The organism is Candidatus Polarisedimenticolaceae bacterium (assembly GCA_036376135.1).
GTDB lineage: Bacteria > Acidobacteriota > Polarisedimenticolia > Polarisedimenticolales > DASRJG01 > DASVAW01.
Map to the genome: position 1 here is coordinate 1 of DASVAW010000126.1, position 24,934 is coordinate 24,934.

Here is a 24,934-nt window from a genome sequence, read left to right on the forward strand (position 1 = left end):
ACACCGGGTTGTTGGCGACCCACTTCGTAACGCGGACGTTGCCCTCGATCGCCTCCGAGGCCTTCTTGCCGATGCCGATCACGTCGTACTTCGCGGGCGTCCGGATCGTCAGCGCGAAGGTATCGATCATGTCGCCGAATCGCACCAGGGGCAGCCAGCCGCCGCGGGACACGGCGGAGAACGAGGGGTTGACCTTGTAGATGCTGCCGGTGCTCTTGAACTGGATCGCGAGGTCGATCGTCTTGCCGGCCTCCAGCGGCTTCGGAAGGATCAGCAGGCCCTGGAAAGGATTCACGCGCACCCAGGTCAGCTCGTTTCCCTCGCCGTCCCGGATCGAATTCATGAGGAGCGTCGGGCGCTTGGCCGCCTGCTTGTCGTCGACGTCGAAGTCCTTGACCGGGATGAAGATGGGGAGCTCTTTGACCTCCTTCTTCGCCCGGAGCGTGTAGGCGATGTCGCCGTTGAGCGTCTCCGGCTCCTCGACCGCGAGATTGACCGAGCCCGACAGCTTGACGACCTCGTACTCCTGAGCCTCGACCTCCTCGCGGCGCTCGAGCGTGTACGGATCCGCTGCCGCGTTTCGCGTCGCCTCGTCGTAGTAGGCGAACAACGCGCCGAAGTACCCGCTCGCGTACGCCCGGACCTGCCACGGCTCGTACGTATCCCAGTCGACGCTGAAATAGTGCTCCTTGGCCCCCTCGCGCTTCATCACGAACGTCCAGTTGCGGCGGTCCGGCCTCGGCTCGCGGAAGAAGCCGGAGAAGGGATTCTCCCGCCGGTCCTTCTCGCTCTCGCGGAGCGCCTCGTCGAGCACCTTCGCGAATTTCCCGCCGGACCCCGACGCTTGGCCCGAGCCCGCCGCGGACCCGCCGACCTGCCGAAGCCCGGTGAACTTCCCGCCCAGCACCTCCTCGCAGGTCGCCGGGTCGCAGTACATGTCGATGCGCTCCGGCGTGAAATCGATGTCCTGCGCATTCTTCCGCAGGAGCTCGTTCCGCTTGAGCGCGTACCACGGCTCGACGCCGGCCGGGGGCACGAACTTGAAGGCGAGGTTGTCGGCCACGATTCGCGCGCCCCAGCGCTTGCCCCGGGCGTTGCGTGTGTACAGGTGGCCGGGGCCGGAAGTCACCGTCAGCCCCTCCGCTTCGAACCGCAGCGAATCGAACCGATACACTTCCTCCCCGCCGAACCAGGCGCGATAGAGGCCCACCCACGTGTCCTCGAGCTTCTGATCCGCGACGCTCCACCGGCTCCCGTCGCGCTTCACGGTGAGGGTGAATCGCTCGACTTTCATCTGAGACGTCTTCCCGTCGGGCCCCTTCTCGATCGAGTCCTGGTGGAACGAGACGAGGACGGTCGCATCGTCCACCTTCTTGAAGTTCTCGGAGTAGCTTCCCCGCTTGTAAGCGATCCCCTCGGCGTCTTTCTCCGCGAGCAGGTCCGAGATCCGCTTGCGAAGGACCTCGGTGACGGCCGCGCGCGTATCCGGCGACAAGTCGTCGGCGGCGAGAACGGCGGAGCTGAAGGTGAGAACGACCGCGGCCACGAGCAGGGCGGCGGCGTGAACGGTGAGCTTGCGGACCGACGAGGTCATGGACCCCTCCCAGGACGGATCGTGGAGTTCCCTAGAATTCGCCGAATTCTACCCCGGCGGTCTCCCCGGCGCAGGTCGGCTTGCGCTTCGTTACGCACCCCGCACGAGCGGGTTTCGACGCGCCTCAGCCCTGCGGGTGGAAACGCCGCTCCTCCCGGACCATGTCCCGGAGCAACGGCGCGGGGCGGAAACGTTCCCCCTGGGCGTCAGCGAGTCGGGCGAGCCGGTCGGTGACCACCGGGATGCCGATCGCATCGGCGTAGCGCAGCAGCCCGCCGCGGAACGGGGGGAACCCGGTACCCATCACCATGGCCAGATCGAGATCCCGCGGCTCGCGAACCACCCCGTCCTCGAGGCAGACGGCCGCCTCGTTGACCATCGCGAGGACCATCCGCTCCTGCAACGTCTCGACGGGCAGGTCGCGCGCCCCCGGGGCCGCCGCCATACGGACGACCTCGGGATCGGGACCCGTACGCCTGCGGTCCTTGTACCGGTAGAAGCCCCGGCCGTTCTTCGCCCCGAGCCGGCCGCTCTGGACCACCTGCGAGAGGAGCTGCCCCCCGCCGCCGATGCGTTTTCCGAACGCGGCCTCGAGAACCCCTCCGGCGTGGTTCGCGGTGTCGAGGCCGATCTCGTCGAGAAGGGTGAAGGGCCCCATCGGCATGCCGAACGCGACCATCGCCCGGTCGGCGGCCTCGATCGACACCCCCTCGGACAGAAGGCGCATCGCCTCGTTGAGGTAGAGCATCAGGATGCGGTTCACGAGGAATCCCGGCGCGTCGCGGACGACGACCGGGACCTTGCCGAGCTCGACGGCGAGCGCCTGGACGGTCGCCACCGCTTCCGGCGAGGTGCGTTGCCCGGCGATCACCTCGACGAGGGGCATCCGGTGGACCGGATTGAAGAAATGCATGCCGACCACCCGCTCGGGGCGCCGGGCGTGCGCCGCGATGTCGGAGATCGGAAGGGTCGAGGTGTTCGAGGCGAACACGGCACGCTCGCCGATCCGCTCCTCCATCTCGGCGAGGACCTTCTGCTTGACCCCGAGGTTCTCGACGACCGCCTCGAGGACGACGTCCACCCGCGAGAGCCCCGTCGCATCGAGCGTGGGGGCGATGAAAGCGACCTTCCTCGCCGCCTCGCGCGGCGTCATGCGACGCCGCTTCACCCGGTCGTTCCAGACCTTGGAGGCGGTCTGCAGCGCGGTGAGGACCGCTTCGTATCGGATGTCCTTCAGCCGGACGGGCAGATCCTTGTCGGCGAGCAGCTGCGCGATCCCGCCGCCCATGATCCCCGCCCCGAGGACCGCCGTCCGGCGCACCTTGCGCGGCGGCACGCCGAGGCCGTCGGGTTTCTTGAGCGCGCCCTGGCTCTTGAACAGCCAGATGAGGTTCTTCGAGGTGGGCGTCGGGACGAGCTCCCCCACCAGCCGCGCCTCCACGTCGAGACCCTGCGGGAGCTCCATCGCGAACGCGGCGTCGATCGCCTCGAGCGCCCGGAAGGGGGCCGGGTAGGCCTGCGGCGACACCTTCGCCGCGGTCCGCTTGCGCGCCTGCTCGAGCAGGAACCGCCGCGCCGGGGCCAGGCGCTCGGCGGCGAGCTGCCAAGCGGGACGGCGACGGCGACGGCGGTACGACGCGTGGCCGAGCAGGAGCTTCACCGCTTCGCGCAGGAGCAGCGGCTCGGGGACGACCCGGTCCAGCAGGCCGATCTTCTCGGCGCGGCGGGCGTCGAGGCGCTTGCCGGCGAGGATGAGGTCGAGCGACGGAAGCAGGCCGACGAGCCGGGGCAGGCGCTGCGTGCCTCCGAACCCCGGGATGATGCCGATCTGCGTCTCCGGCAGGCCGATGGAGACGGCCTTCGCGTCGCTTCCGACCCGCAGCGTGCACGCGAGCGCCAACTCGAGTCCCCCTCCGAGGCACGTGCCGTTGATCGCCGCGACCGACGGCACCGGGAGCGTCGCGATCTTGTCGAAGACCGCCTGACCCCGCCGGGCCCCCTCGGCGGCCTTGAACGGGTCGGTGAACGACGCGATCGCCTCGACGTCCATCCCGGCGATGAAGTTCCCCGCCTTCGCGCTCGAGAACACGACGCCTCGGACGTCCTCGCGGCGCCCGACCTCGTCGAGCAACTGGGCGAGGTGCTCGAGCATCGGCCCGGTGAGGACGTTGACCTTCTCCCCCGGGCGGTCGAACACGACGTGCACGACGCCCTGTTCGTCGACCCGGTGCTGGACGCCGAGATCGTCGCGCATGGTCAGCTCCTCTCCACGACGACCGCGCCGCCCTGGCCGCCCCCGACGCACAGGGTCGCCAGTCCGAGCGACGCGTCGCGGCGCGTCATCTCGTTCAGCAGCGTCAGGATCAGCCGCCCCCCGGATGCCCCCACGGGATGGCCCATCGCGATCGCACCCCCGTTCACGTTGATCCTGTCGGGATCCGGGGAGCCGACGGGCCCGCTCCCGAGGTGTTCCTCGCAGAACGGGCGCGAGTCGAACGCCTTGAGGCAGGCGAGGACCTGCGCCGCGAAGGCCTCGTTGATCTCGACCAGATTCATGTGCGCCATCGACAGGCCCCCGGCGCGCTTGAGGGCGATGGGAGCCGCGAGGACCGGCCCGAGCCCCATGCGTGCGGGGTCGCAACCCGCGAAGGCCCACGAGCGGATCTTCCCCAGCACGGGGAGGTTCAGGGCCCGCGCCCGCGCGGCCGAGGCGAGGACGATCGCGACCGCGCCGTCGGTGATCTGGGACGAGTTCCCCGCGGTCACCGTGCCGAACTTCCGATCGAACACCGGGCGCAGCTTCGAGAGGGCCTCGATCGTTTGGTTCTCCCGGATGCCGGTGTCCTTGTCCGCCGCGGCGACGTATTTCGGCGGAATGGGGACGGGCACGACCTCCGGCTGGAGGCGCCCCTCCGCCCAGGCGGCGGCGGCGCGTTTGTGCGATCGCAGCGCGAAGGCATCCTGCTCCTCGCGCGAGATCGAGAACTCCCGGGCGAGGATCTCGGCGGTCTCCCCCATGTTGAGGCCGGAGACCGGGTCGGTCAGCCCGAGCTCCAAGGCGATCACGGGCTTGAAGTGCCTGGGTCGGAATCGGGCGAACGCCGCGAGGCGCGCGGCCGGGCCCTTCGCGCGCGCCACGTTCATCCAGAGGTCCTGCGCCTGGTCGGAGAAGAGCATGGGGATGCCCGACATCGACTCGACCGCCCCCGCCACGACGATCTCGGCGTCTCCCTGGCGGATGCGGTAGGCCGCCTCGACCACGCTCTCGAGCCCGGAGGCGCAGTTCCGGCTGACGGTGAACGCCGGCACCTTCCGGGGGATCTTGGACTCCAGGGCGATGACGCGCGCCACGTTCGCCGCGTCGGCGGGGCCCGCGATGTTGCCGACGACGACCTCGTCGATCGACTCGGGGTCGATTTCGGCGCGCTCGATCGCCTCGCGCATCGCGACGCGGCCGAGCTCGACCGCGCCGACCGCGTTCAACTGGGTCCACGCCTTGACGAACGGCGTCCGGACCCCGGCCACGACCACGACGTCCCGGTCCGGGCTCACGGGTTCCTCCCCCCTCTAGCCGTCTTGTTCGCGGCTGATGCCGTAGGCCTCGAGCTTCTTGTACAGATTCGAGCGCGGGGTGTCGATCGCCTTCGCGGTCGCCGCCATGTTCCAATCGTTCTCGCGCAGCTTGCGCACGAGGAACAGGCGCTCGACGGCGTCCTTGAACCCCTGGAGCGTCGGCTGCGCGACGATCAGCCGGTCGAGCGCGCCGTCCTCCGTTCCCGACGATGGGGCGCCCCCGTCCATCGGAAGCCCCAGCCCCGCGGGGATGTCGCTCGCCCGGATCGGCTCGCGCGGCACCATGATCGCGAGCCGCTCGACGGCGTTGCGCAGCTCGCGCACGTTCCCCCGCCACGGCATGGCGCAAAGCGCCTCGATCGCGTCCGGCGCGAACGCCTTGGGCTTCAGGCCGTTCTCGCGGCAGAACGTGTCGGCGAACCACTCCACGAGCGCGCCGATGTCCTCGCGCCGCTCGCGAAGCGTCGGCATCGCGATCGGGACCACGTTGAGCCGGAAGAACAGGTCCTCGCGAAATCGGCCGCCCGCGATCTCGTCGGGGAGGGCCTTGTTCGTCGCGGCGATGACGCGCACGTCGACCGTGACCGACTTCGCCGCGCCCACCGGCTCGATCTCGCCGTCCTGCAGCGCCCGCAGCACCTTCGACTGCGTCTTCAGGCTCATGTCGCCGATCTCGTCGAGGAAGATCGTGCCGGAGTCGGCCTGGACGAACTTCCCGGGCTGGTCGCGGTGCGCGCCGGTGAACGAGCCCTTCTCGTGGCCGAACAGCTCCGACTCGATCAGGTCCTCGGGGATCGCCGCGCAGTTGACCTTCACGAAGGGTCTCGAGGCGCGCGGGCTGTTCCGGTGGATCGCCCTCGCGACGAGCTCCTTCCCCGTCCCGGACTCGCCGGTGATGAGCACGGAGGCCCGCGTCGGGGCGGCGAGCGCGATCGCCTCGTGGACCTTCCGCATCGCCGCGGATTCCCCGACCATGCGGAACTTCTCTTCGAAGCTCAACCGCAGGTCCCGGTTCTCCTCCTGGAGGCGGCGCCGGTCCAGGGCGTTGCGCAGCTCCAGCAGCACGCGATCGCGCTGGAGCGGCTTCTCGAAGAAGTTCAGCGCGCCGAGCTTCGCGGCCTCGTACCCAGTCTGGGCCGTTCCGTGCCCCGAGATCATGAGCACGGGGAGATCCGGCTCACGTCGCCGCAGCTCGGCGAGGAGCTCGAGCCCGTCCATGTGGGGCATCTTGATGTCGCTGATGACGACGTCCGGGGAGAGCGACGCGACCCGCTCGAGGGCCTCCTTGCCCGAGGCCGCCTCCTCGAAGGCGTACCCCTCGTATTCGAGGATCATGCGCAGCGACGACCGGATATCCGCTTCGTCGTCCACGACGAGGACGAGGGGCTTGCGTCGGCGATTCATCGGTTGCGGGTGCGCGCGAGGGCGCACCGGCAACTTATCACACCGGGGCGCGTCAGTTCTTCGCTTCGGGCGCGGTGATGAAGACCGTCTCGTTCGTCCCGTCGCCTCGATAGAGCTCGAGCTTGACCGGCGCCCCGGGCTTGAGACCGCGGATCGCCTCGAGGAACTCGGCGGGGCTGCCGATCGCCTTGCCGTTGACCGCCGTCAGGATGCGTCCGTGGACGACGGTCCCGGCGTCGGCGGCCGGGGAGTCCGGATCGACCGCCTGGATCAGCACGCCTCGGAAGTCGTCCGGAAGCTGGAAACGCTGGCGCGTCCGGCTCGCGATCGGTTCCACCGTCAGGCCGAGCCCCGAGGCCTCCCGGATCTCGGCCGGCGGCTCCGGCGCGTCGGGACCCGCCCCGCCGGGACGCGTGCGCCTGCGATCGGCCAGGGGGTTCTCGGGACGGTTCGCGAGGGTCACGCGGAATTCCTGCGCCTTGCCGTCCCGCCAGACCTCGAGGACGGCGACCTCGCCCGGGCGGATCGAGGCGACCCGGGAGAGCAGGTCCTGGTTGTTGCGGACGGCCTTGCCGTTGATCTTCCGGATCACGTCGTCGCGGCGGAGGCCGGCCTTGTCCGCGGGCCCCCCGTCCGAAACCGCCTCGATGAGGACGCCGTTGGGATCGGGGAGGTCGAGATACGCCTGCGCCGCGTTCGTGATCCCCTGCTGGCTCATCGAGATCCCGAGGTAACCCCGCTCGACCTTCCCGCCCTCGCGCAGCTGCTCGGCGGCGAGCCGGGCCTCGTTGATCGCGATCGCGAACCCGATCCCCTCGACCATCGGGTTCGTCATCCCGCCGCGGAGGATCGCCGTGTTGATGCCCACGACGCGCCCCTGCGCGTCGAGCATCGGGCCCCCCGAGTTCCCGAAGTTGATCGCGGCGTCCGTCTGGATGAAGTTCGCGATGCCCGCCACGGTGCGCCCGACGGAGACCTGCCGCTTGAGCCCGCTCACGACCCCCACCGTGACGGTGCGCTCGAAGTCGAGGGGGTTGCCGATCGCCATCACCCACTGTCCGACGCGGAGCTTGTCGGAATCGCCGAGAGGAAGCGTGGGCAGGGGCCGCCCGGCCTCGATCTTGATCAGCGCGAGGTCGAGCAGCGGGTCGGTGCCGATGACCTTCGCGTCGAACTTCGACCCGTCGTCGAGGGTCACGACGAGTTTCGTCGCGTTCTCGACGACGTGGTCGTTCGTCATGATGAAACCGTCCGCCGAGACGATGAACCCCGATCCGCCGGAGACGTTCCGCTGCGGCGCCTGCGGCCGCTGCGGACGCCGGGGGCGCGGCGCCGGGTTTTCGTCCTCGGGGTCGTCCTCCCCCTCCGGCCCGAAGAAGAACCGGTAGAACGGGTCGTCCAGCGGGCCGCCGTCATCGCCCTCGGCATCGGCTTCGTTGCTCGGACGGCGCACCGAGGTGTTGGTCACGCTCATGACGGCCGGGATCGAGCGCTCCGCGATGTCCGCCCAGTCGGCGGCGGTGGCGGGAGATCCGGTGGAAGCCGCCGCGACGGGGAACGCCCCGCTTGCGAGCGCGGGGGCGGCAAGCGCGGTCCGCGGTGCGTTCAGCCAACCGCCGAGCACCATCCCGAACACGATGCTGACGCCCATCACGGCCAGGACGGCCGCGAAGGTATACCGGGTCTTCATCGAGGAGACCTCCTAGCCGGCGGCTTCGGCGCGATCCGGCGTACGGGTCGGGAGCAACTCCGCGATCGCGCCGCGCAGGGCGGCGACGTCCACGGGTTTCTGCAGGATCCGATCGACGCCGAGCAGCTTCGCCTGCTGCCGCACTCCGTCGTTGAGGAACGCGGAGATCAGGATACAGCGCGCGCGAACTTCGCGGCGCCGCAGCTGGGCGAGGAGCTCGAGCCCGTCCATGCCCGGCATCTTGTAGTCGAGCACCAGGAGGTCGGCTTCCGCCGCGTCGTCCGCGGCGCCGAGCGCGCGCAACGGGTCGTTCTCGGTCCGCGTGGAGTACCCCGCCCGCTCGAGCAGCCGCCGGTAGCAGTCGAGGACCGACGCGTCGTCGTCCACGACCCAGACGGAATACCGGTGGCGCGAGAGTGGGGTCATCCGGCGTAACTCTAGGCAAACGGCGTGCCGCGTTGGAGCATGGGGAATCGGGGGTTTTTGGAGGGATTCGGGCGGCCGCTCACGTCAAAACGGCACCCGGGGGAGCCGCGCCGCGTCAGGGTTGCGGAGCGGACACCGCACGGGACGGGTCAGGCTTCGTCGTCTCCCGGCCCCGCGACCTGGTACTCCTTCAGCTTCCGCTGCAGCGTACGCAGCCCGATCTTGAGGAGGTCGGCCGCCTGCGTCCGGTTCCCACCGGTCCGCGCGAGAGCGTCGAGGATCGCCCGTTTCTCGATCTCCTCCATGGTCAGGGAGGGAGCCGTCGGGTCGGCTGCCGGCGATCGGAACTCGGCGGCGGCGGTCTCGGAGGCCGGCCCGCCGTGGCGGCGGTACTCCTCCGGCAGGTCGGCGACGCCCACCTCGGCGGTGGGAACCAGGACGACGAGGCTCTCGACCAGGTTGCGCAGCTCGCGGACGTTCCCCTCCCACGGCGCCGCGACGATGGCGCGCATCGCGTCGGGGGTGAAACGCATGCCCTCCCTCCCGTTCTCCTCCGCGAACGTGCGCAGGAAATGACCCGCGAGGAGCGGGATGTCCTCCCGCCGCTCCCGCAGCGGAGGGATCCGCAGGGTCACGACCTTGAGCCGGTAGTAGAGGTCCTGGCGGAAGGCACCGTTCGCGACGGCCGCCTCGAGATCGGCGTTCGTGGCCGCGACGAGCCGGATGTCGACGCGGATGGTGTCGGTCCCGCCGACGCGCATGAACTCCCGGTTCTCCAGGACGCGCAGGAGCTTCACCTGCATCTCGAGGGGAAGCTCGCCGATCTCGTCGAGGAACAACGTCCCCTTGTCGGCGAGCTCGAACTTCCCGACCTTCCGGCCGACCGCCCCGGTGAACGACCCCTTCTCGTGACCGAACAGCTCGGACTCGAGGATCTCCGAAGGGATCGCGGCGCAGTTGATCGGGAGGAAACGCGCCGCCTTCCGCGGCGAGTTCTCGTGCAGCGCGTTGGCGACGAGCTCCTTGCCCGTTCCGGACTCGCCGACGATCAACACGTTCGACCGCGTCGGCGCGACGAGCTCCATCTTCGCGAAGAGCTCCTCCATCGCCTTCGAATGGCCGATCAGCTTCCCGAACTTCTCGCGCAGCCGGCTCTCGAGCTCGACGACGCGGCGCGAGAGGGAGCGCTTCTCGACGATCGCCTTGGCGCGCGCGCGCAGCTCGAAGAGGTCCACGGGCTTCTGGAGATAGTCGTCGGCCCCCTGCTTCATCGCGTCCACGGCGGATTCGACGGAGCCGTGGCCGGTGATCATGAGGATCCCGACGTCGGCGTCGATCTCCCGCGCGGCCTTGAGCACGCCGAACCCGTCGGTGCCGGGCATCATCAGGTCGGTGATCACGAGCGCGACGTCGCGGTTCTTGCGGAGGTAATCGAACGCCGGCGCGGCCTCGGCGAAGGCCTGCACCTTCCAGCCGACCTTCGAGAGGGCGCGGGAGAAGCCGTCCCGGTTCCCTTCTTCGTCGTCGATGATGACCGCGTGGGCGTTTTCGCTCATGGAGGAGCGGGCATTCTACTGCGCCCCGAGCATCCGCTCGAACTCTTCCGCGCCGATGACCCGGACGCCGAGGGCGCGGGCCTTCTCGAGCTTCCCGCCCGCCTCGTCCCCCGCGACGACGAAGTCGGTCTTCTTGCTCACCGACGACGTCACGCGCCCGCCGAGGAGCTCGATCGCCGCCTTGGCCTCGTCGCGCGAGCGCCCCGGGAGCGAGCCGGTGAGAACGACCGTCTTTCCCGCGAACGGCGAAGCGGCCGCGTCGGACCTCCCGCGCTCCTCCTCGGGGACGGCCATCCTCACGCCGGCCAGGGCCAGGCGGCGCACGAGGTCGCGGTTTCCTTCCTGCGCGAAGAACGTCCGGACCGACGCCGCGGTCTTGGGGCCGATCTCCGCCGTCGCGGTCAGAGCTTGCTCGGTCGCCGTCGCGAGGGTGTCCATGTCCCCGAAGGCCTGCGCGAGCACCTTCGCCGCGCGCTCGCCGACATGACGGATGCCCAGCGCGTACAACACGCGGTGAAAAGGCCTCGCCTTCGACGCTTCGATCTGACCGAGGACGTTCGCGGCGGACTTCTCGCCCATGCGCTCGAGCCCGGCGAGCGCCGCTCCGTCGAGGGCGTAAAGTCCCGCCGCGTCCCGGACGAGATCGCGCACCAGCAGTTGATCGACCAGCGCGTCCCCGAGCCCCTGGATGTCCATGCCGGACCGCGACGCGAAGTACAGGAGGGCCTCGCGCCGCTTCGCGGGACAGGCCACGTTCGTGCAGCGGCTGGCGACTTCGCCTTCCTCGCGGAGCGCGTCGGAGCCGCATACGGGACACGATCGCGGCATCGAGAACGGCGGCGCGCCGTCCGGCCGGGCCTCCGGGACCACGCGCACGACCTGAGGGATGATCTCTCCCGCCTTCTCGATCACGACGGTGTCGCCGACGCGGATGTCCTTCCTGGCGACCTCGTCCTCGTTGTGGAGCGTCGCCCGGGACACCGTCGTGCCCGCGAGCACGACCGGCTCCAGCTCGGCGACCGGGGTCAGGGCGCCCGTACGCCCGACCTGCACGACGATGTCGCGCACGCGGGTCTGCGCCTGCTCCGCCGGGTACTTGTAGGCGATCGCCCACCGCGGGAACTTCGACGTGAAACCCGCTTTCTCCTGCAGGGCCAGGTCGTCGAGCTTCACCACCGCCCCGTCGATCTCGTAATCGAGCTCGTGTTTGCTCTCGCGCAGCCTGGCGATCGCCTCGCGGACCTCGTCGAGCGACTCGCAGCGCACGTTGCGCGGATTGGTCTTGAGCCCGAGCTCGCGGACCCGGTCGAGCGATCCGACGTGCGAGTCGGGCCGATCGGCGCCTTCGATCGCGGCGAGGGCGTAGAAGAAGCAGTCGAGCCTTCGCGAGGCCGTGATGCGCGAGTCCTTCTGGCGCACGGCGCCGGCCGCGGCGTTCCGCGGGTTGGCGAAGGTCGGCTGCCCCTCCTCCTCGCGGCGGCGATTCAGCGCCTGGAACGCCGAGCGCGGCATGTAGACCTCGCCGCGAACCTCGAGTCGGGGAACCGGCTCGAGGAGCCGAAGCGGGATCGAACGGATCGTGCGCACGTTCGCCGTGACGTCCTCCCCTGTGATGCCGTCGCCCCGGGTGACGCCTCGCTCGAGCACGCCGTCCCGGTAGTGGACGGCGATCGACAGCCCGTCCACCTTCGGCTCCACCGAGAACCCCCGGGGCGCGGACCCCAGGGCCCGCTCCAGACGCTCGGCCCATGCGCTCAGCTCGTCGTCGCCGTAGGCGTTGTCGAGCGAAAGCAGCGGCGTGTGGTGCGCGAACGGCGCGAAGGTCTCCGCCGCCTCGCCGCCGACACGTCGCGTCGGACTGTCGGGGGTCACGAGGTCGGGGCGTCGCGCCTCGATGGCGAGCAGTTCCCGCTCGAGGGCGTCGTACTCCGCGTCGGAGATCGCCGGGGCGTCGTCCAGATAGTAGAGCTTCCGGTGACGGGCGATCTCCCGGCGGAGGAGCTCCGCGCGGCGCGCGTCCGCGTCCTTCGCGCTCATCGATCGGCCGTCCCGGCGGCGGGCGCGGCGGCCGGCGCCTGACGGGGCAAGTGGATCCGGAACGTCGATCCCTTCCCGGGCTCGGAGAGGACCTCGACCGTGCCGCCGTGCTGCTCGACGAGGAGCTTCGCGATCGGAAGGCCGAGCCCGGTCCCGCCGCGCCGCTGCGAGTAGAACGGCTCGAAGATCCTGGCGCGGGTGTCTTCCGACATCCCGGGACCGTCGTCCTGGATCTCGACGAGGACCTCCCCCGCGCCGCCGGCCCGCGACCGGAGCGTCACCGTGCCGCCCTCCTTCAGGACCTGCCGCGCGTTGACCAGGATGTTCATCAGCGCCTGCCGGATCTTCGCGTCGTCGAATCCCACCGCCGGCACCAGAGGATCGATGTCCAGCCGAACGGCGACGCCGTGGCCCCGGAAATCGGCCTGGAGGAACGTGGCGACCTCGCGCAGGACCTGCCCGACGTCGTGGACCTCGATCTTCGGGGGCGACGGGCGGGCGTAGAGGAGGAAATTCGTCACGAGGCTCTCGAGGCGACGGATCTCGTTCTTCGTCGAGCCCAGGAGCTCGAGGGGCTCGCCCGCGTCGAGGCCGGGAAGCGCCTGGAGCTCCTCCTCGAGCATCTGGAGGTTCATGTTCATGGCGTTGAGGGGGTTCCGGATCTCGTGCGCGAGCCCGGAAGCGAGCAATCCCTTGTAGGCGTTCCGCTCGGCGGCGACCTTGGAGTCCTCGAGGCGACGGTTCTTGCGCAGCAGGTGGAGCACGTAGGCGAACCCGACCGCCAGCAGCGCCAGGACGGCACCCGCGGCGAGCGCGACCTTGATCTTGAGGCCCTGCCGGAGCGCGGCGACCTCCCTCGAGATCGCGTCCGAGGAGAACCCGACGCGGATCTCCCCTTCGCCGACCTTTCGGGGATCGATGGCGATGTTCAGGACCTGGACCTCGGGGACCTCCCCGACGATCCGGCGACGGGCCGCGATGATCGGTGCGCCGAACCGGTCGCGCACTTCCGCGAAGTACAGGTAGGGCGCCTCGAGCAGCCGCTCCTCGACCACCCGCTGGAGGGCCGGGCGCGCACGGCGGACCCGCGCGAAATCCATCCGGTCGCCGTCGATCCCCACCGCACGGACCGCCTCGGCGATCCGTCGGGCCTCCTGCCGTCCGAGGTTGAACTGGTGATACCGGACCAGGCGTTCCATATCCCTCACGGAGACCTGATAGGCCAGGGCGGCGAGGGCCACGAGCAGCGTGGAGAACAAGGCGAGCGCCCGAACGGTCTCGCGCCCTCCCGGGAGTCCGAGAAAGGTGGGAATCCTCCGGAAGTTCCGAAACACCGCCGTATTCTAGGGGGGCCGGGGAGATCCTGACCAGGGCCGTGGCGGTGCGGTCGAGTCTGCTGCAAGATCGCAGCAGCGACGGGGGTCACCCCCGGACGGGGGTTGACCCGCCCCCGGCGCCGGAGTAAGGAAGGGCATGGCCGAGTTCGTTGTCGTCATCGCGGACTCGATCCGGGGGCAGGGAGGGGAGAAGACGATGGCCGAACCACTCGAGAACACCTTGAAGGGAAGTGTCCGGCTCGGGAACTACCTGAGGCGGCTGCGGGTCGGCTACGGATACTCGCTTCGTCGCGTCGAGGAGCGTGCCCGGGCGGAAGGGGGCGAGATCGACAACTCGCAGCTCAGCCGCTACGAGAAGGGCGTCTGCTACCCGTCGTTCGACAAACTGCGCGTCCTGGCCAGCGTCTTCAACGTCTCCGTCCAGGCCTTCTCGGACGTCGTGGACCTCGAAGCCTTCGAGGAGCGGTGCCCCGAGGTGGAGGATCCTGCGGAGCTGACCGCCGCGGGCGAGGCCGCCGCTCGGGCGGGAGACTACGGGCTCGCGTTCGCCTGCTTCGAAAAGGCGGTCGAGCAGCTCGAATCGATCGATTCCGGCGCCGGGGCGGAGGTGGGCCAGGCGCGGGTCAACCTGGCGCACGTCCTCGCCCGACTCGGAAAACTCGCCCTGGCCGAGCAGGAGCTCAAGCAGGCGCTTCGCGTCGCGGACCGCCTCGACCCGGCGGTCGCGGCCCGGGCGCTGCTGGCGCTCGCGGGCCTGCACGCCGACCAGGGTGATCTGTTCCTTGCCGAGATCGAAGCGGAGCGTGCCGAGCGGCTCTCGCGGGAGAGCGGCGACACGGCGGCGTCGGCGATGGCGGTCCACACGATCGCCCGTGTTTTCGCGGACCGCGGCCGTCATGCCGAGGCGATCGAACGTTACCGGGCCGCGGGAGAGATCTACGCCTCCCTCGGAAACGCCTACGAGGCGGCTCGGGTACGCGTCAACATCGGCGCGCGCTTCGTGGCGCTGGGGAAGGTCCGCGAGGGCGTCCGCCTCCTCCGGGCGGCGCTGCAGGAGGCCCAGGCCTCGGGCTATCGTCGACTGGAGGCGCAGGCCTGCAGCAACCTCGGCGAAGCCTATTACCATCTCGCCGACCCGGCGCAGGCCACCGCCTGCTTCCGGCGTTCCGACTCGATCGCGGGCGGGGGGAGCGAACGGTACCCGGATCTCCTCTTCTTCAACGCCTACTACGAATGGAAGCTCGCGGTCGACCAGAAGAGCCCGACGCGGGAGAAGATCGCCTTCGGGCGCCTGAAGGTCCTCCGCTCGAGCCTCGAGCGTCGCTTCCCCGAGGTCGAGGCATTCGACGCGCTGGTGGAAAGGGGGCGCAGCCGTGCGTAGCTCCGTCGTTGCCGCCATTCTCGTGGCCGTCGCGTTGCCGGCGTCCGCAGCGCCGCGCGACGACGCCTTCAACCGCTACGTCTCGCCCCGCCTCGACGGAACTCCCGTCACGGTGGAGAACGTCGCCACCGGCCAGACCTGGACCGCGTGGTCCTACGCGCAGTCCGGGGAGCTCGACCTTGCGCTGTCCGTGCGCGAGGGTGACGGGCGATGGTCTCCACCGCGGTTCCTCGGCGAGCGGGACGGAGTCGACCAGATCGATCCGGCGCTGATCGCGGACGCGGCCGGCGTCGTGTATCTCGCGTACGCCGAGCGCGGCACGGGGAAGGTCCACATCGCCGCTCTGCCCCACGCATCGGCCACGTGGAACCGCGTGACGTCATTCGAGACGACGGCGGGACCGGTTGCCGCTCCTTCGTTGAAGATCGTCGGCGGCCGGCTCGTGATCGCGTTCCGGGCCGGTCGGACGGTGGAGATCCACGACCTGGCGTTGATCGCGCCGAACTCCGCGCTCGGAATCGACGATGGGCCCGACCCCTTCGGCGGCGCCGGTCAGAACGGCAACGGCGGCACGCGAGGCTGGAAGGGCCGGAAGTAGCCTTCGAACCACCGCTCGCGAAGAGGCCCCGGGCGACCGCCCGGGGCCTTCGTTTTTGGGGGCTCCGGGGAAGCCACCCCAGAGGCAGGGCTGAATTCGCAGGACCCCCACAACGTATGGGGGGATTGCGATTCGCCGCATAGCGACATTCCATACTTTCGCCCAAGATTCGCACCCCACAAACTCGCGAAAACCGCTGATTCGCCTTGACATGCCCACTTCTGCTGCCTACCATCCGGCCGCGGTGGTCCAGAGTGGAGCGTAGTGGCCTCAAGGGGCGCTCCTCTCCCCTGTTTTCACCCACGGGCGGTCTGATTTCCGGCGGAGCAGTCCTAGGGGCGACGGCGGCACTTCGTGTCGCCGCGGGACGGTAACGATGCTGCGGGGCAACGCGATCGCGAAGATCGACGAGAAGGGGCGTCTCAAGCTCCCGGCGTCGTTCCGCGCCCTGCTCGAGCCCAAGTTCGGCGGCACGTACTTCGTGACGAGTCTTCGCGGCGATTCCGTTCGCCTCTACCCGATGGAAGTCTGGATGCGGATCGAAGAGCGCCTTTCCCAGGCGTCCTCGATGAACCCGTCGGTGATCCGGTTCAAGAACATGGTCAACTACTTCGGCCAGACCGCGGTGATCGATCCCCAGGGCCGCGTGCTCGTCCACCCGCTCCTTCGCGAGCGCGCCGAGATTCGCGGCGAGGTGGTCGTGCTCGGCCAGCACGATCACCTCGAGGTCTGGAACCGCGCCAACTTCGAGAACCGGCTCGCGAGCGACCCGCTCACCGACGCCGATCTCGAGACCCTCAGCGGGTTCGGACTGTGAGCGCCGCGGCACTCGCGCTCGCGTCGGAGGCGGTCGTGGACCAGGCGCCCCGGCATCGCAGCGTCCTCCTGCGCGAGGTGGTCGCGTGGCTGCGTCCCACGCCCGGGGGCACGTACATCGACTGCACGCTCGGCGCCGGCGGGCACGCGGAAGCGCTGCTCGAGGCCTGCGCTCCGGACGGCCGGGTGCTCGGCCTCGACCGCGATCCCGCGGCGCTCGAGCTCGCCCGCAGGCGGCTCGCCCCGTTCGGCGCCCGGTTCACGGCCGTGCACGCCGAGCACGCCGATCTTCTCGAGGCGGTCCGCGGGGCCGGCGTCTTCGCCGCGGACGGCATCCTCGCGGACCTCGGCGTCTCGTCGATGCAGCTCGACGACGCCGAACGTGGATTCTCGTTCCGGAACGACGGCCCGCTCGACATGCGGATGGACCCGGGATCGGGAGCCCCGACGGCCGCCGACCTCCTCCTGAGCCTGCCGGAGGCGGAGATCCGCCGGATCCTCCGCGTGTACGGCGAGGAGCGTCTGGCGTCGCGGATCGCGCACGCGATCGCGCGACGCCGCGAGAGCGAGCCGCTGCGTCGCACGGCCGACCTCGCGGATCTCGCGCGGCGCGCGTACGGTCCCGCGGCCCATCGTTCCCGCATCCATCCCGCGACGCGCACCTTCCAGGCGCTTCGCATCGCGGTCAACCACGAGATCGACGGGCTCGAGCGCTTCGTCACGGATGCGGTCTCGCTCCTCCGTCGCGGCGGCCGCTTCGTCGCCATCTCGTTCCACTCGCTCGAGGATCGCGCGGTGAAGCACACGCTGCGCGCCCTCGCCGAACGGTGCATCTGCCCGCCGGGTCTCCCGACGTGCGGATGCGGCCGGGAGAACCTCGTGCGGATCCTCACCGCGAAACCGGTGGAGCCCTCGCCCGAGGAGATCGACTCGAATCCCCGAGCCCGAAGCGCGCGACTCCGCGCGGCGGAGCGGCGATGACCGCGCTCCCCGCCCGGAGTCCGGCGCGCGGTTGGCGCAACCATCGCCTCGTCCGCCCGTTCGACCGCGCCAGCGGCCGCGTGCTCGCGTCCGCCGTCGCCGGCGCCTTCCTCGCGGCGAGCCCGTTCGTCGTCTACCTCGTCCAGACCACGCGACACATGGAAACCCGCTACGCCGTCGAGAAGCTGCGCGACCGTCAGGAGCGGCTGCTCGAGGCGGAGCGCCGCCTGCGGATCGAGCGGGCGGTCCTCGAGTCGCTCCCGTCGGTCGAGCCCAAGGCGGCACGCGACGCCGGCCTCGTCCCCCCCGCTCCGGGACAGGTCGTCGTCGTCCGTGTCGATGCCCCCGTGTCCGCGTCCCGGAACCCCGGTTCCAAGGGCCCCGCTCCCGCCGTGCGCTGATCCGTCCTTCAGCGCTCGCGGAGGATCCCGCGTCCGATGACGAGCCCGATCCGAAGCCGCGTCGCGATCCTCGCCTTCGGCGTCACCCTGCTCGCCGCGGGAATCGGCGCGCGGCTGGTTCACCTCCAGCTCGTCCTCGCCGAGGAAATGCGCGCGAAGGCGGACCGGCAGCACCGCCAGACGATCGAGGTCGACGGGCAGCGCGGGGCGATCCTCGACCGCGAGGGACGCGAGTTCGCGGTGAGCGTGACGACGTATTCGCTTTACGTCCATCCGCGCCAGGTTCGCAACGGCGACGCGGCCGCGCGCCTGCTCGCCCCCGTGCTCGGCGTGCCCGTCTCGCGCCTTCAGGAGATCTTCCGTTCCGAGCGGCGCTTCGAGTGGATCGCGCGACGGCTCGACCCCGGCACCCACAAGGCCGTGATGGCCCTCGCCGAGAAGGGGCTCGAGGTGGGCCGCGGGCGACCGATCGACTTCCAGGAGGAGCCCAAGCGCTTCTACCCCCAGGGCCCGCTCGCGACCCAGATCGTGGGTTTCGCGAACATCGACCAGCGCGGCGTCGAGGGGGTGGAGCTCAAGTTCAACGACGTGCTTCAGGGCGGTCCGTCGACCTACCTCGCGCTCCGGGACGGCGGCCAGGTCAACACGCTCCAGCTCATCCGACCGGCGACGAAGCCCGCGACCGACGTCGTGCTCACGCTCGATCTCGTCCTCCAGCACATGGTCGAGCGGGAGCTCGACCGGGCCATGGAGCAGACCGGCGCCCTCGCGGCGAGCGCGGTCCTGCTCGACCCGCGCACCGGCGAGGTGCTCGCGATGGCGAACCGGCCGGCCCCCGATCCCGTGAACTACGGCAAGGCCCCCACCGAGGCCCGCCGCAATCGCGCGGTCACCGACGTGTACGAGCCGGGCTCCACGTTCAAGGTGCTCACCACCGCCGCGGCGCTCGAGCAGGGCACGATCTCCCCGGAGCAGCGATTCGACTGCAGGCCGTTCACGCTCCACTCGAAGCCCTACACGGACGTGCATCCCTACGGCGTGTTGAGCGTCCGCGAGATCCTCGAGCACTCGAGCAACGTCGGGGCGATCCGCATGGCGCTCTCGATGCCTCGCGACCGGTTCCGCGAGCAGCTGGTCGCGTTCGGCATCGGCCGCCGGACCGGAATCGAGCTCCCCGGCGAGGCGCGGGGTTCCGTTCCCCGGCTCCAGGACATGTCCGGCCTCTCGGTGCCGTCGATGGCGATGGGCTACGAGATCCAGGTCACGCCGCTCCAGCTGGTCTCCGCGATCGGCGCGATCGCCAACGACGGCGTCCTGATGCCGCCGCGCATCGTCCGCGGCTTTCGCGGCGAGGACGGCGTCTTCGTCCCGGCCGCCGCTCCCGAGCCCCGGAAAGCCGTCTCCGCGCGTACGGCGGTAACCGTCGCCAACATGCTCGAGGGCGTCGTCGTCCGCGGCACCGGAAAGGCGGCGGCGATACCCGGCTACCACGTCGCCGGAAAGACCGGAACCGCACGCAAGGTCAAGAACGGAACGTACGCCCGCGAGTATTACGCGTCCTTCACCGCCTTCGCCCCGCTGCACGACCCGAGGATCGCGGGCATCGTCGTGCTCGACACGCCGGCGGGCGGGATCTACTACGGCGGCCAGACCGCGGCTCCCGCGCTCGGCCGCGTCTTCGCCGACGCCCTGGCGTACCTCGGGGTCGCACCCGACGACGACCCATGGAAACCCCGCGAGGAGGCCCTCGAGAAGAAGCGCGCCGAGGAGGCCGCGCGGGAGGCCAAGCGGCGCCTGGCCGAGGCCAAGGCACGCCGCAAGAAACCCAAGCCCGCGCCCAAGCCGGCGGACGAGGCGGTCGCGCAGGCGCCACGCCCCATCGGCCCCGGAGACGTTCCCGACCTCGCGGGGGCCGGCCTGCGGCAGGCGGTCGTCGCGCTCACCGCGCGCGGCTGTCGCGCGCGCGTCGAAGGGCGGGGCGTCGTCGTCGCGCAGAGCCCCGACCCCGGCACGCCGATCGACGCCGGCATGACCTGCGTCGTGACGCTGGGCGAAGCTCCGGGGAAGTCGTGATGCGCCTCACGAGCCTCCTCGCGCGGGCCGCCGTGCTCCCCGTCGACCCCGTCGAGGCCGACCCCGAGATTCGCGGCGTCCAGGTCGATTCGCGGCGCGTGCGCCAGGGCGACCTCTTCGCCGCCCTGCGCGGCGCCCGGGCGGACGGCGCCGTGTTCGTGACCGACGCCTTGAAACGCGGCGCGGCGGCGGTGCTGGCGGAGACGGCGAAGCCGGAGGGACTGCCCTCGACGATCGCGTGGGTGCGCGTGCCCGACGCGCGTCGCGGCGTCGGCCTGCTCGCGCGGGAATGGCACGGCCGTCCGGACCTCGCGATGACCCTCGTGGGCATCACGGGGACGAACGGCAAGACCACGGTCTCCTACCTCGTCGAGTCGATCGCGAAAGCCGCGGGGCGGAACGCGGGGCGGATCGGGACGACCGGGGCCGCGTACGCCGGCCTCGAGATCCCTTCCGCCAACACGACGCCCGAGGCGACGGAGCTGTTCGCGCTGCTCGCCCGGATGCGCGACGCGGGAACCCGGCTGGTCGCGATGGAGGTCTCGTCGCACGCCCTGGCGCTCCATCGCGTCGTGGGGGCCCGGTTCGCGGTCGCCGCCTTCCTGAACCTCGGCCGGGACCACCTCGACTTCCACGGGACGCCGGAGGCGTACTTCGAGGCGAAGGCGAGCCTGTTCGACCGGCTCGGGGCCGACGACACCGCGGTGCTTCCGGCGGACGACCCGCTCGGAGCGACGCTCGCGCGCCGCACCCGCGGCCGCGTCGTGACGTGGGGACGCGGGGAAGGTGCGGACATCCGGCTGCGGAACGAGGCGTTCGATCTCGACGGCGGCAGGGGGACGATCGAGTCGCCCTGGGGGTCCGCGCGCGTCGAGACCCCGCTCGTCGGCCGGTTCAACCTCGACAACGCCCTCGCCGCCGCGGCCTGCGCGTTCGTCGCGGGGCTTCCGCCCGCGGCGGTCGAGCGCGGCATCGCCTCCCTCGCGGTCGTTCCCGGCAGGCTCGAGCGCGTCGAGGTGGGACAACCCTTCACCGTGCTCGTGGACTACGCCCACACGCCCGAAGCGCTCGAGCTCGCGCTGGCGGCGGTGCGGGCCGCGCGTCCCCGCCGGCTCGGCGTCGTCTTCGGCTGCGGCGGCGAGCGCGATCGCGGCAAGCGGCCCCGGATGGGCCGGGCCGCCGCGTCGGCGGCCGACGCCGTGTGGCTCACTTCGGACAACCCGCGAAGCGAGGATCCCCTCGCGATCCTCGACGAGGCCCGCGCCGGCGTCCTCGAGGTCCCGGGGGGCGCCGAGCGCACGCGCGTCGAGCCCGACCGCGCGCGCGCGATCGTCGCGGCGCTCGACTGGGCGCGCGAGGGAGACGCCGTCGTCATCGCCGGGAAGGGCCACGAGACCACGCAGTCCTTCGGCGACCGCACCGTGCCGTTCGACGACCGGGAGCACGCCCGCGAGGCGCTCGCCGCCGCCGGCTGGAGGGTGCGTTGATCTACCACCTCCTCTACCCGCTTCACGAGCGGTTCGGCGCGTTCAACGTCTTCCGCTACATCACGTTCCGGACCGCCATGGCGATGCTCACCGCGATCGTCGTGTCGTTCATCCTCGGTCCGTGGCTGATCCGCAAGCTGCAGATGTTCCAGATCGGCCAGGAGATCCGCGAGGAGGGGCCCGCGTCGCACCAGTCCAAGCGCGGCACTCCCACGATGGGCGGTCTCCTGATCATCGCCGCGGTCGTCCCGACCACGCTCCTGTGGGCGGACCTCACGAACGGGTTCGTCTGGATCGCGACGGGAGCGATGATCGCCTTCGGCGCCATCGGCTTCCTCGACGACTACGTGAAGGTCGCCAAGCGGCGCAACCTCGGCCTCACCGCGCGCGGGAAGTTCGCGGTGCAGATCGCGGTCGCGCTCGTCATCGGGCTCGTGCTCCTCTGGATGGCGAAGCAAGGGATGTTCACGACCCGGCTGTCGGTTCCCTTCTTCAAGGCGGTCAACCCCGACCTGGGCTGGGTCTACCCGGCCTGGGTGATCCTCGTGCTGGTGGGGGCGTCGAACGCGGTCAACCTGACCGACGGCCTCGACGGCCTGGCGATCGGCTCGTTCCTCGTCTGCTCGACGACGTTCACGATCCTCGCGTATGCCGCGGGCAACGCGATCGTCGCCGACTACCTCGGCATCCTCAACGTCAAGGGAACCGGAGAGCTCACGGTCTTCTGCGGGGCGCTCCTGGGCGCCGCGCTCGGGTTCCTGTGGTTCAACAGCCACCCCGCCGAGGTGTTCATGGGCGACGTCGGGTCGATGGCGCTCGGGGGCGCGCTCGGCACGATCGCGATCCTGATCAAGCAGGAGTTCCTGCTGGTGATCGCCGGGGGGCTGTTCGTCGTCGAGGCGCTCTCGGTGATCCTGCAGGTCGGTTCCTTCAAGACGCGGGGCAAGCGCATCTTCCGCATGTCCCCGCTGCACCACCATTTCGAGCTGAGCGGGTGGAGCGAGACCAAGGTCGTGATCCGGTTCTGGATCATCGCGATCATGTTCTCGCTGCTCGCGCTGGCCACGCTGAAGCTGCGGTGAAGGGAACGATGGCGACCTTCGCGTCGAAGCGGCCGGACCTCGCGGGAGCGCGCGTGCTCGTGGTGGGCGCGGCACGATCGGGCCTGGCCGCGGCGGAGCTCGCCTCCCGACACGGCGCGACCGTCGTCGTGAACGACCGCAGGCCCGAGGCCGACCTCGGCCCCGCCGCCGACCGCGCCCGCGCCTGCGGCGCGGCGGTCGTGGCCGGCGGGCATCCCGCCGACCTGGCCGCGCACGCGGACCTGCTGATCCTGAGCCCCGGCGTTCCGCCCGACGTGGCGCCGGTGGCTCAGGCGCGCCGTCGCGGCATCCCGGTGTGGTCGGAGATCGAGCTCGCGTGGCGCTTCGCGGCCGGACGGGTCGTCGCCGTCACGGGCACGAACGGCAAGAGCACCACGACGGCGATGGCCGGCGCGATCCTGCGGGGCGCCGGGATTCCCGGCGGCACGGGGGGGAACCTCGGCACGCCGTTCTCGGAGCTGCTCGCCGACGACGCGGCGACCGCGGTGCACGCGGTCGAGGTCTCGTCGTTCCAGCTCGAGGCGATCGAGGCGTTCCGGGCCGGCGCCGGAACGATCCTCAACCTCACCCCGGACCACCTCGACCGCTACCCCTCGATCGACGCGTACGCCGCGGCCAAGGCCAGGCTCTTCGAGACTCAGGGCGCGGGCGACGCGGCGATCCTCAACGCCGACGACCCCGAACACGCGCGCTTCCTCCCCGCGATCCGGGGCGTCCCGCATTTCTTCTCGACGCGACGCGAGCCGGACGCCGGCGCGTTCGTGCGCGCCGGCCGCATCGTGCTGCGCACCTCGCTCGGCGAGGAGGACGTGCTCGCCGTCGCCGAGCTGCCGGTCCCCGGCGAGCACAACGTCCAGAACGCATTGGCCGCGGCGCTGCTGTGCCGGCTGACGGGATGCCCCCCCGCCGCGATCGCCGCCGCGCTGCGCGCCTACCGGGCGCTCCCGCACCGGCTCGAGCACGTCGCCGACGTCGCGGGCGTGCGGTTCTACAACGACTCGAAGGCGACGAACCTCGACGCGACCGAACGGGCCCTCCGCTCGTTCCCCGACGGGACGATCCACGTGATCCTCGGCGGCAAGGACAAGGGGGCCGACTGGGCTTCGATCGCCCCGCTTTTGGCGACGAAGGCGCGGCGCGCGCTGCTCGTCGGCGCCGCGGCCCCGGCCATCCGGCGGGCTCTCGCGGCAACGGTCCCTCTCGAGGATTGCGGGACGGTCTCCGTCGCCGTCGAGTCCGGTCTCGCCGGCGCCCGACCGGGGGAGGTCGTGCTGCTCGCCCCGGGCTGCGCATCGTTCGACCAGTACCGGAACTTCGAGGAGCGCGGCGAGGATTTCCGTCGCGCGGTGGCGCGGCTCGCGTCGACGGGGAGCGGCGATGCCTAAGCCCGTCATGATCGACCGCTGGCTCCTTTGCGCCGTGGGCGTTCTCGTCGCGGCGGGCCTGCTCATGGTGGGAAGCGCCTCCCAGTACGAGGCCCTGCGCAATGGCCAGGACGGCTCCTACTTCATGATCCGCCACCTGCTCTTCGCGATCGCCGGCCTGCTCCTCCTGCTCGGGGCGATGAAGATCCACTACCCGCGCCTGGACGACCGGCGGCTCGTCCTCGGCGCCGTGGCGCTGACGTTCGTCGCGCTCGTCGCGGTGCTCGCGATGACGCCCTCCGGGGGGGCGCGGCGGTGGTTCCGCTTCGGCCCCCTGGCGCTCCAGCCTGCGGAGTTCGCGAAGCTCGTCGTCGTCGTCGGGATGGCCTGGCTGCTGTCGCGGTACGAGTCGCGGGTGAACGACGCGAGGCGGTTCCTCCTCCCCCTCGGCGCCGGCCTGTTCGCCGTGCTGTTCCTGATCAACCTCCAGCCCGACCTGGGCTCGGGGGTCATGATCGCGATCATCGCGGCCGCGATGGTCTTCCTCGCGGGGCTGCGCTGGTCCTACATCGGCGGCGCGACCGCGATCGGCGCGGCGGCGTTCATCGCGGCGGTCGTCGCGAAGCCGTACCGACTGAAGCGCATCGGCGCCTTCCTGAACCCCGAGTCGGACGTGCTGGGCTCCGCCTTCCAGCTGAACCAGTCGCTTCTGGCGCTGGGGGCGGGCGGCCTCGACGGGGTCGGGTTCGGCCAGGGTCAGCAGAAGGCGGGCTACCTCCCCGCGGCGCACACCGACTTCATCTTCTCGGTCATCGGCGAGGAGTTCGGCCTCATCGGGACCCTGGTTCTTCTTTGCGTGGTGGGCGTGTTGTTTTGGCGCGGCCTTCGGGCGGCGCAGGGGGTCCCCGACCGCTTCGGGTTCTACCTCGCGATCGGGTGCACGATCCTTCTGGTCGCGCAGTCCCTGATCCACATGGGCGTTTGCGTCGGAGTCCTCCCCACCAAGGGGCTGCCCTTCCCCTTCGTCAGCTACGGCGGCTCGTCGTTGTGGACGAGCTTCATCGCGGCAGGACTCTTGCTCAACGTCTCCCAGCACCGGCGATGAGGGGGGAA

19 protein-coding genes are annotated in these 24,934 nt (G+C 70.7%); 10 read left to right on the forward strand and 9 right to left on the reverse strand.

Features of this window, described 5'->3' with window-relative positions; all coding sequences use genetic code 11:
* The 9 genes from VF139_12690 to VF139_12730 all read right to left on the reverse strand — a co-directional run.
* Positions 1-1,594 (reverse strand): hypothetical protein (locus VF139_12690; protein ID HEX6852251.1); only part of this gene is annotated, 1,594 nt, incomplete at its 3' end.
* A gap of 124 nt (positions 1,595-1,718) precedes the next feature.
* A complete protein-coding gene (locus VF139_12695; protein HEX6852252.1) occupies positions 1,719-3,848 on the reverse strand; it encodes a 3-hydroxyacyl-CoA dehydrogenase NAD-binding domain-containing protein in 2,130 nt (709 codons plus the stop codon).
* Positions 3,849-3,850: 2 nt separating this feature from the next.
* Positions 3,851-5,146, reverse strand: coding sequence for a thiolase family protein (locus VF139_12700; protein ID HEX6852253.1), 1,296 nt, complete (start codon positions 5,144-5,146; stop codon positions 3,851-3,853).
* Between the two features lie 15 nt (positions 5,147-5,161).
* Positions 5,162-6,571 carry a sigma-54 dependent transcriptional regulator gene (locus VF139_12705; protein HEX6852254.1) on the reverse strand — a complete coding sequence of 470 codons (1,410 nt, stop codon included), beginning with the start codon at positions 6,569-6,571 and terminating at the stop codon, positions 5,162-5,164.
* A 52-nt stretch (positions 6,572-6,623) separates the two neighbouring features.
* A complete protein-coding gene (locus tag VF139_12710) occupies positions 6,624-8,261 on the reverse strand; it encodes a trypsin-like peptidase domain-containing protein (GenBank protein HEX6852255.1) in 1,638 nt (545 codons plus the stop codon).
* Between the two features lie 12 nt (positions 8,262-8,273).
* Entirely contained in the window at positions 8,274-8,687 is a 414-nt protein-coding gene (locus tag VF139_12715) for a response regulator (protein HEX6852256.1), read from the reverse strand.
* Between the two features lie 149 nt (positions 8,688-8,836).
* On the reverse strand, positions 8,837-10,243 hold the full coding sequence (locus VF139_12720; protein ID HEX6852257.1) for a sigma-54 dependent transcriptional regulator: 1,407 nt from the start codon (positions 10,241-10,243) through the stop codon (positions 8,837-8,839).
* A 15-nt stretch (positions 10,244-10,258) separates the two neighbouring features.
* On the reverse strand, positions 10,259-12,280 hold the full coding sequence (gene ligA / locus VF139_12725) for an NAD-dependent DNA ligase LigA (protein HEX6852258.1): 2,022 nt from the start codon (positions 12,278-12,280) through the stop codon (positions 10,259-10,261).
* Complete coding sequence (locus VF139_12730) at positions 12,277-13,614, reverse strand: ATP-binding protein (protein ID HEX6852259.1); 1,338 nt, start codon at positions 13,612-13,614, stop codon at positions 12,277-12,279. Before VF139_12730 ends, ligA begins: the two co-directional genes overlap by 4 nt.
* A 139-nt stretch (positions 13,615-13,753) precedes the next feature.
* Here VF139_12730 and VF139_12735 point away from each other — a divergent pair, with 139 nt between their 5' ends.
* The 10 genes from VF139_12735 (at position 13,754) to ftsW (ending at position 24,926) form a co-directional block, all read left to right on the forward strand.
* Positions 13,754-14,998: a transcriptional regulator gene (locus tag VF139_12735; protein HEX6852260.1), complete on the forward strand. Its 1,245-nt coding sequence runs from the start codon at positions 13,754-13,756 to the stop codon at positions 14,996-14,998.
* Positions 14,991-15,596 carry a hypothetical protein gene (locus VF139_12740; protein ID HEX6852261.1) on the forward strand — a complete coding sequence of 202 codons (606 nt, stop codon included), beginning with the start codon at positions 14,991-14,993 and terminating at the stop codon, positions 15,594-15,596. Before VF139_12735 ends, VF139_12740 begins: the two co-directional genes overlap by 8 nt.
* Positions 15,597-15,972: 376 nt before the next feature.
* Complete coding sequence (locus VF139_12745) at positions 15,973-16,413, forward strand: hypothetical protein (GenBank protein HEX6852262.1); 441 nt, start codon at positions 15,973-15,975, stop codon at positions 16,411-16,413.
* Entirely contained in the window at positions 16,410-17,393 is a 984-nt protein-coding gene (gene rsmH / locus VF139_12750) for a 16S rRNA (cytosine(1402)-N(4))-methyltransferase RsmH (GenBank protein ID HEX6852263.1), read from the forward strand. Before VF139_12745 ends, rsmH begins: the two co-directional genes overlap by 4 nt.
* Positions 17,390-17,794: a hypothetical protein gene (locus tag VF139_12755; protein HEX6852264.1), complete on the forward strand. Its 405-nt coding sequence runs from the start codon at positions 17,390-17,392 to the stop codon at positions 17,792-17,794. The genes rsmH and VF139_12755 overlap by 4 nt, the downstream gene beginning before the upstream one ends.
* A gap of 36 nt (positions 17,795-17,830) precedes the next feature.
* On the forward strand, positions 17,831-19,867 hold the full coding sequence (locus tag VF139_12760; protein HEX6852265.1) for a penicillin-binding protein: 2,037 nt from the start codon (positions 17,831-17,833) through the stop codon (positions 19,865-19,867).
* A complete protein-coding gene (locus tag VF139_12765) occupies positions 19,867-21,354 on the forward strand; it encodes a UDP-N-acetylmuramoyl-L-alanyl-D-glutamate--2,6-diaminopimelate ligase (GenBank protein ID HEX6852266.1) in 1,488 nt (495 codons plus the stop codon). The genes VF139_12760 and VF139_12765 overlap by 1 nt, the downstream gene beginning before the upstream one ends.
* Complete coding sequence (gene mraY, locus VF139_12770; GenBank protein HEX6852267.1) at positions 21,351-22,436, forward strand: phospho-N-acetylmuramoyl-pentapeptide-transferase; 1,086 nt, start codon at positions 21,351-21,353, stop codon at positions 22,434-22,436. The genes VF139_12765 and mraY overlap by 4 nt, the downstream gene beginning before the upstream one ends.
* On the forward strand, positions 22,433-23,842 hold the full coding sequence (murD, locus tag VF139_12775; GenBank protein HEX6852268.1) for a UDP-N-acetylmuramoyl-L-alanine--D-glutamate ligase: 1,410 nt from the start codon (positions 22,433-22,435) through the stop codon (positions 23,840-23,842). Before mraY ends, murD begins: the two co-directional genes overlap by 4 nt.
* On the forward strand, positions 23,835-24,926 hold the full coding sequence (gene ftsW, locus VF139_12780) for a putative lipid II flippase FtsW (protein HEX6852269.1): 1,092 nt from the start codon (positions 23,835-23,837) through the stop codon (positions 24,924-24,926). Before murD ends, ftsW begins: the two co-directional genes overlap by 8 nt.
* The last annotated feature ends 8 nt before the right edge of the window (positions 24,927-24,934 follow it).

Bases quoted from the DNA above. Each gene is read 5' to 3' on its own strand.
- VF139_12695 (HEX6852252.1), bottom strand. From the start codon at position 3,848: ATGCGCGACGATCTCGGCGTCCAGCACCGGGTCGACGAACAGGGCGTC.
- VF139_12705 (HEX6852254.1), bottom strand. From the start codon at position 6,571: ATGAATCGCCGACGCAAGCCCCTCGTCCTCGTCGTGGACGACGAAGCG.
- VF139_12710 (HEX6852255.1), bottom strand. From the start codon at position 8,261: ATGAAGACCCGGTATACCTTCGCGGCCGTCCTGGCCGTGATGGGCGTC.
- VF139_12715 (HEX6852256.1), bottom strand. From the start codon at position 8,687: ATGACCCCACTCTCGCGCCACCGGTATTCCGTCTGGGTCGTGGACGAC.
- VF139_12720 (HEX6852257.1), bottom strand. From the start codon at position 10,243: ATGAGCGAAAACGCCCACGCGGTCATCATCGACGACGAAGAAGGGAAC.
- ligA (HEX6852258.1), bottom strand. From the start codon at position 12,280: ATGAGCGCGAAGGACGCGGACGCGCGCCGCGCGGAGCTCCTCCGCCGG.
- VF139_12735 (HEX6852260.1), top strand. From the start codon at position 13,754: ATGGCCGAGTTCGTTGTCGTCATCGCGGACTCGATCCGGGGGCAGGGA.
- VF139_12745 (HEX6852262.1), top strand. From the start codon at position 15,973: ATGCTGCGGGGCAACGCGATCGCGAAGATCGACGAGAAGGGGCGTCTC.
- VF139_12755 (HEX6852264.1), top strand. From the start codon at position 17,390: ATGACCGCGCTCCCCGCCCGGAGTCCGGCGCGCGGTTGGCGCAACCAT.
- VF139_12760 (HEX6852265.1), top strand. From the start codon at position 17,831: ATGACGAGCCCGATCCGAAGCCGCGTCGCGATCCTCGCCTTCGGCGTC.
- VF139_12765 (HEX6852266.1), top strand. From the start codon at position 19,867: ATGCGCCTCACGAGCCTCCTCGCGCGGGCCGCCGTGCTCCCCGTCGAC.
- ftsW (HEX6852269.1), top strand. From the start codon at position 23,835: ATGCCTAAGCCCGTCATGATCGACCGCTGGCTCCTTTGCGCCGTGGGC.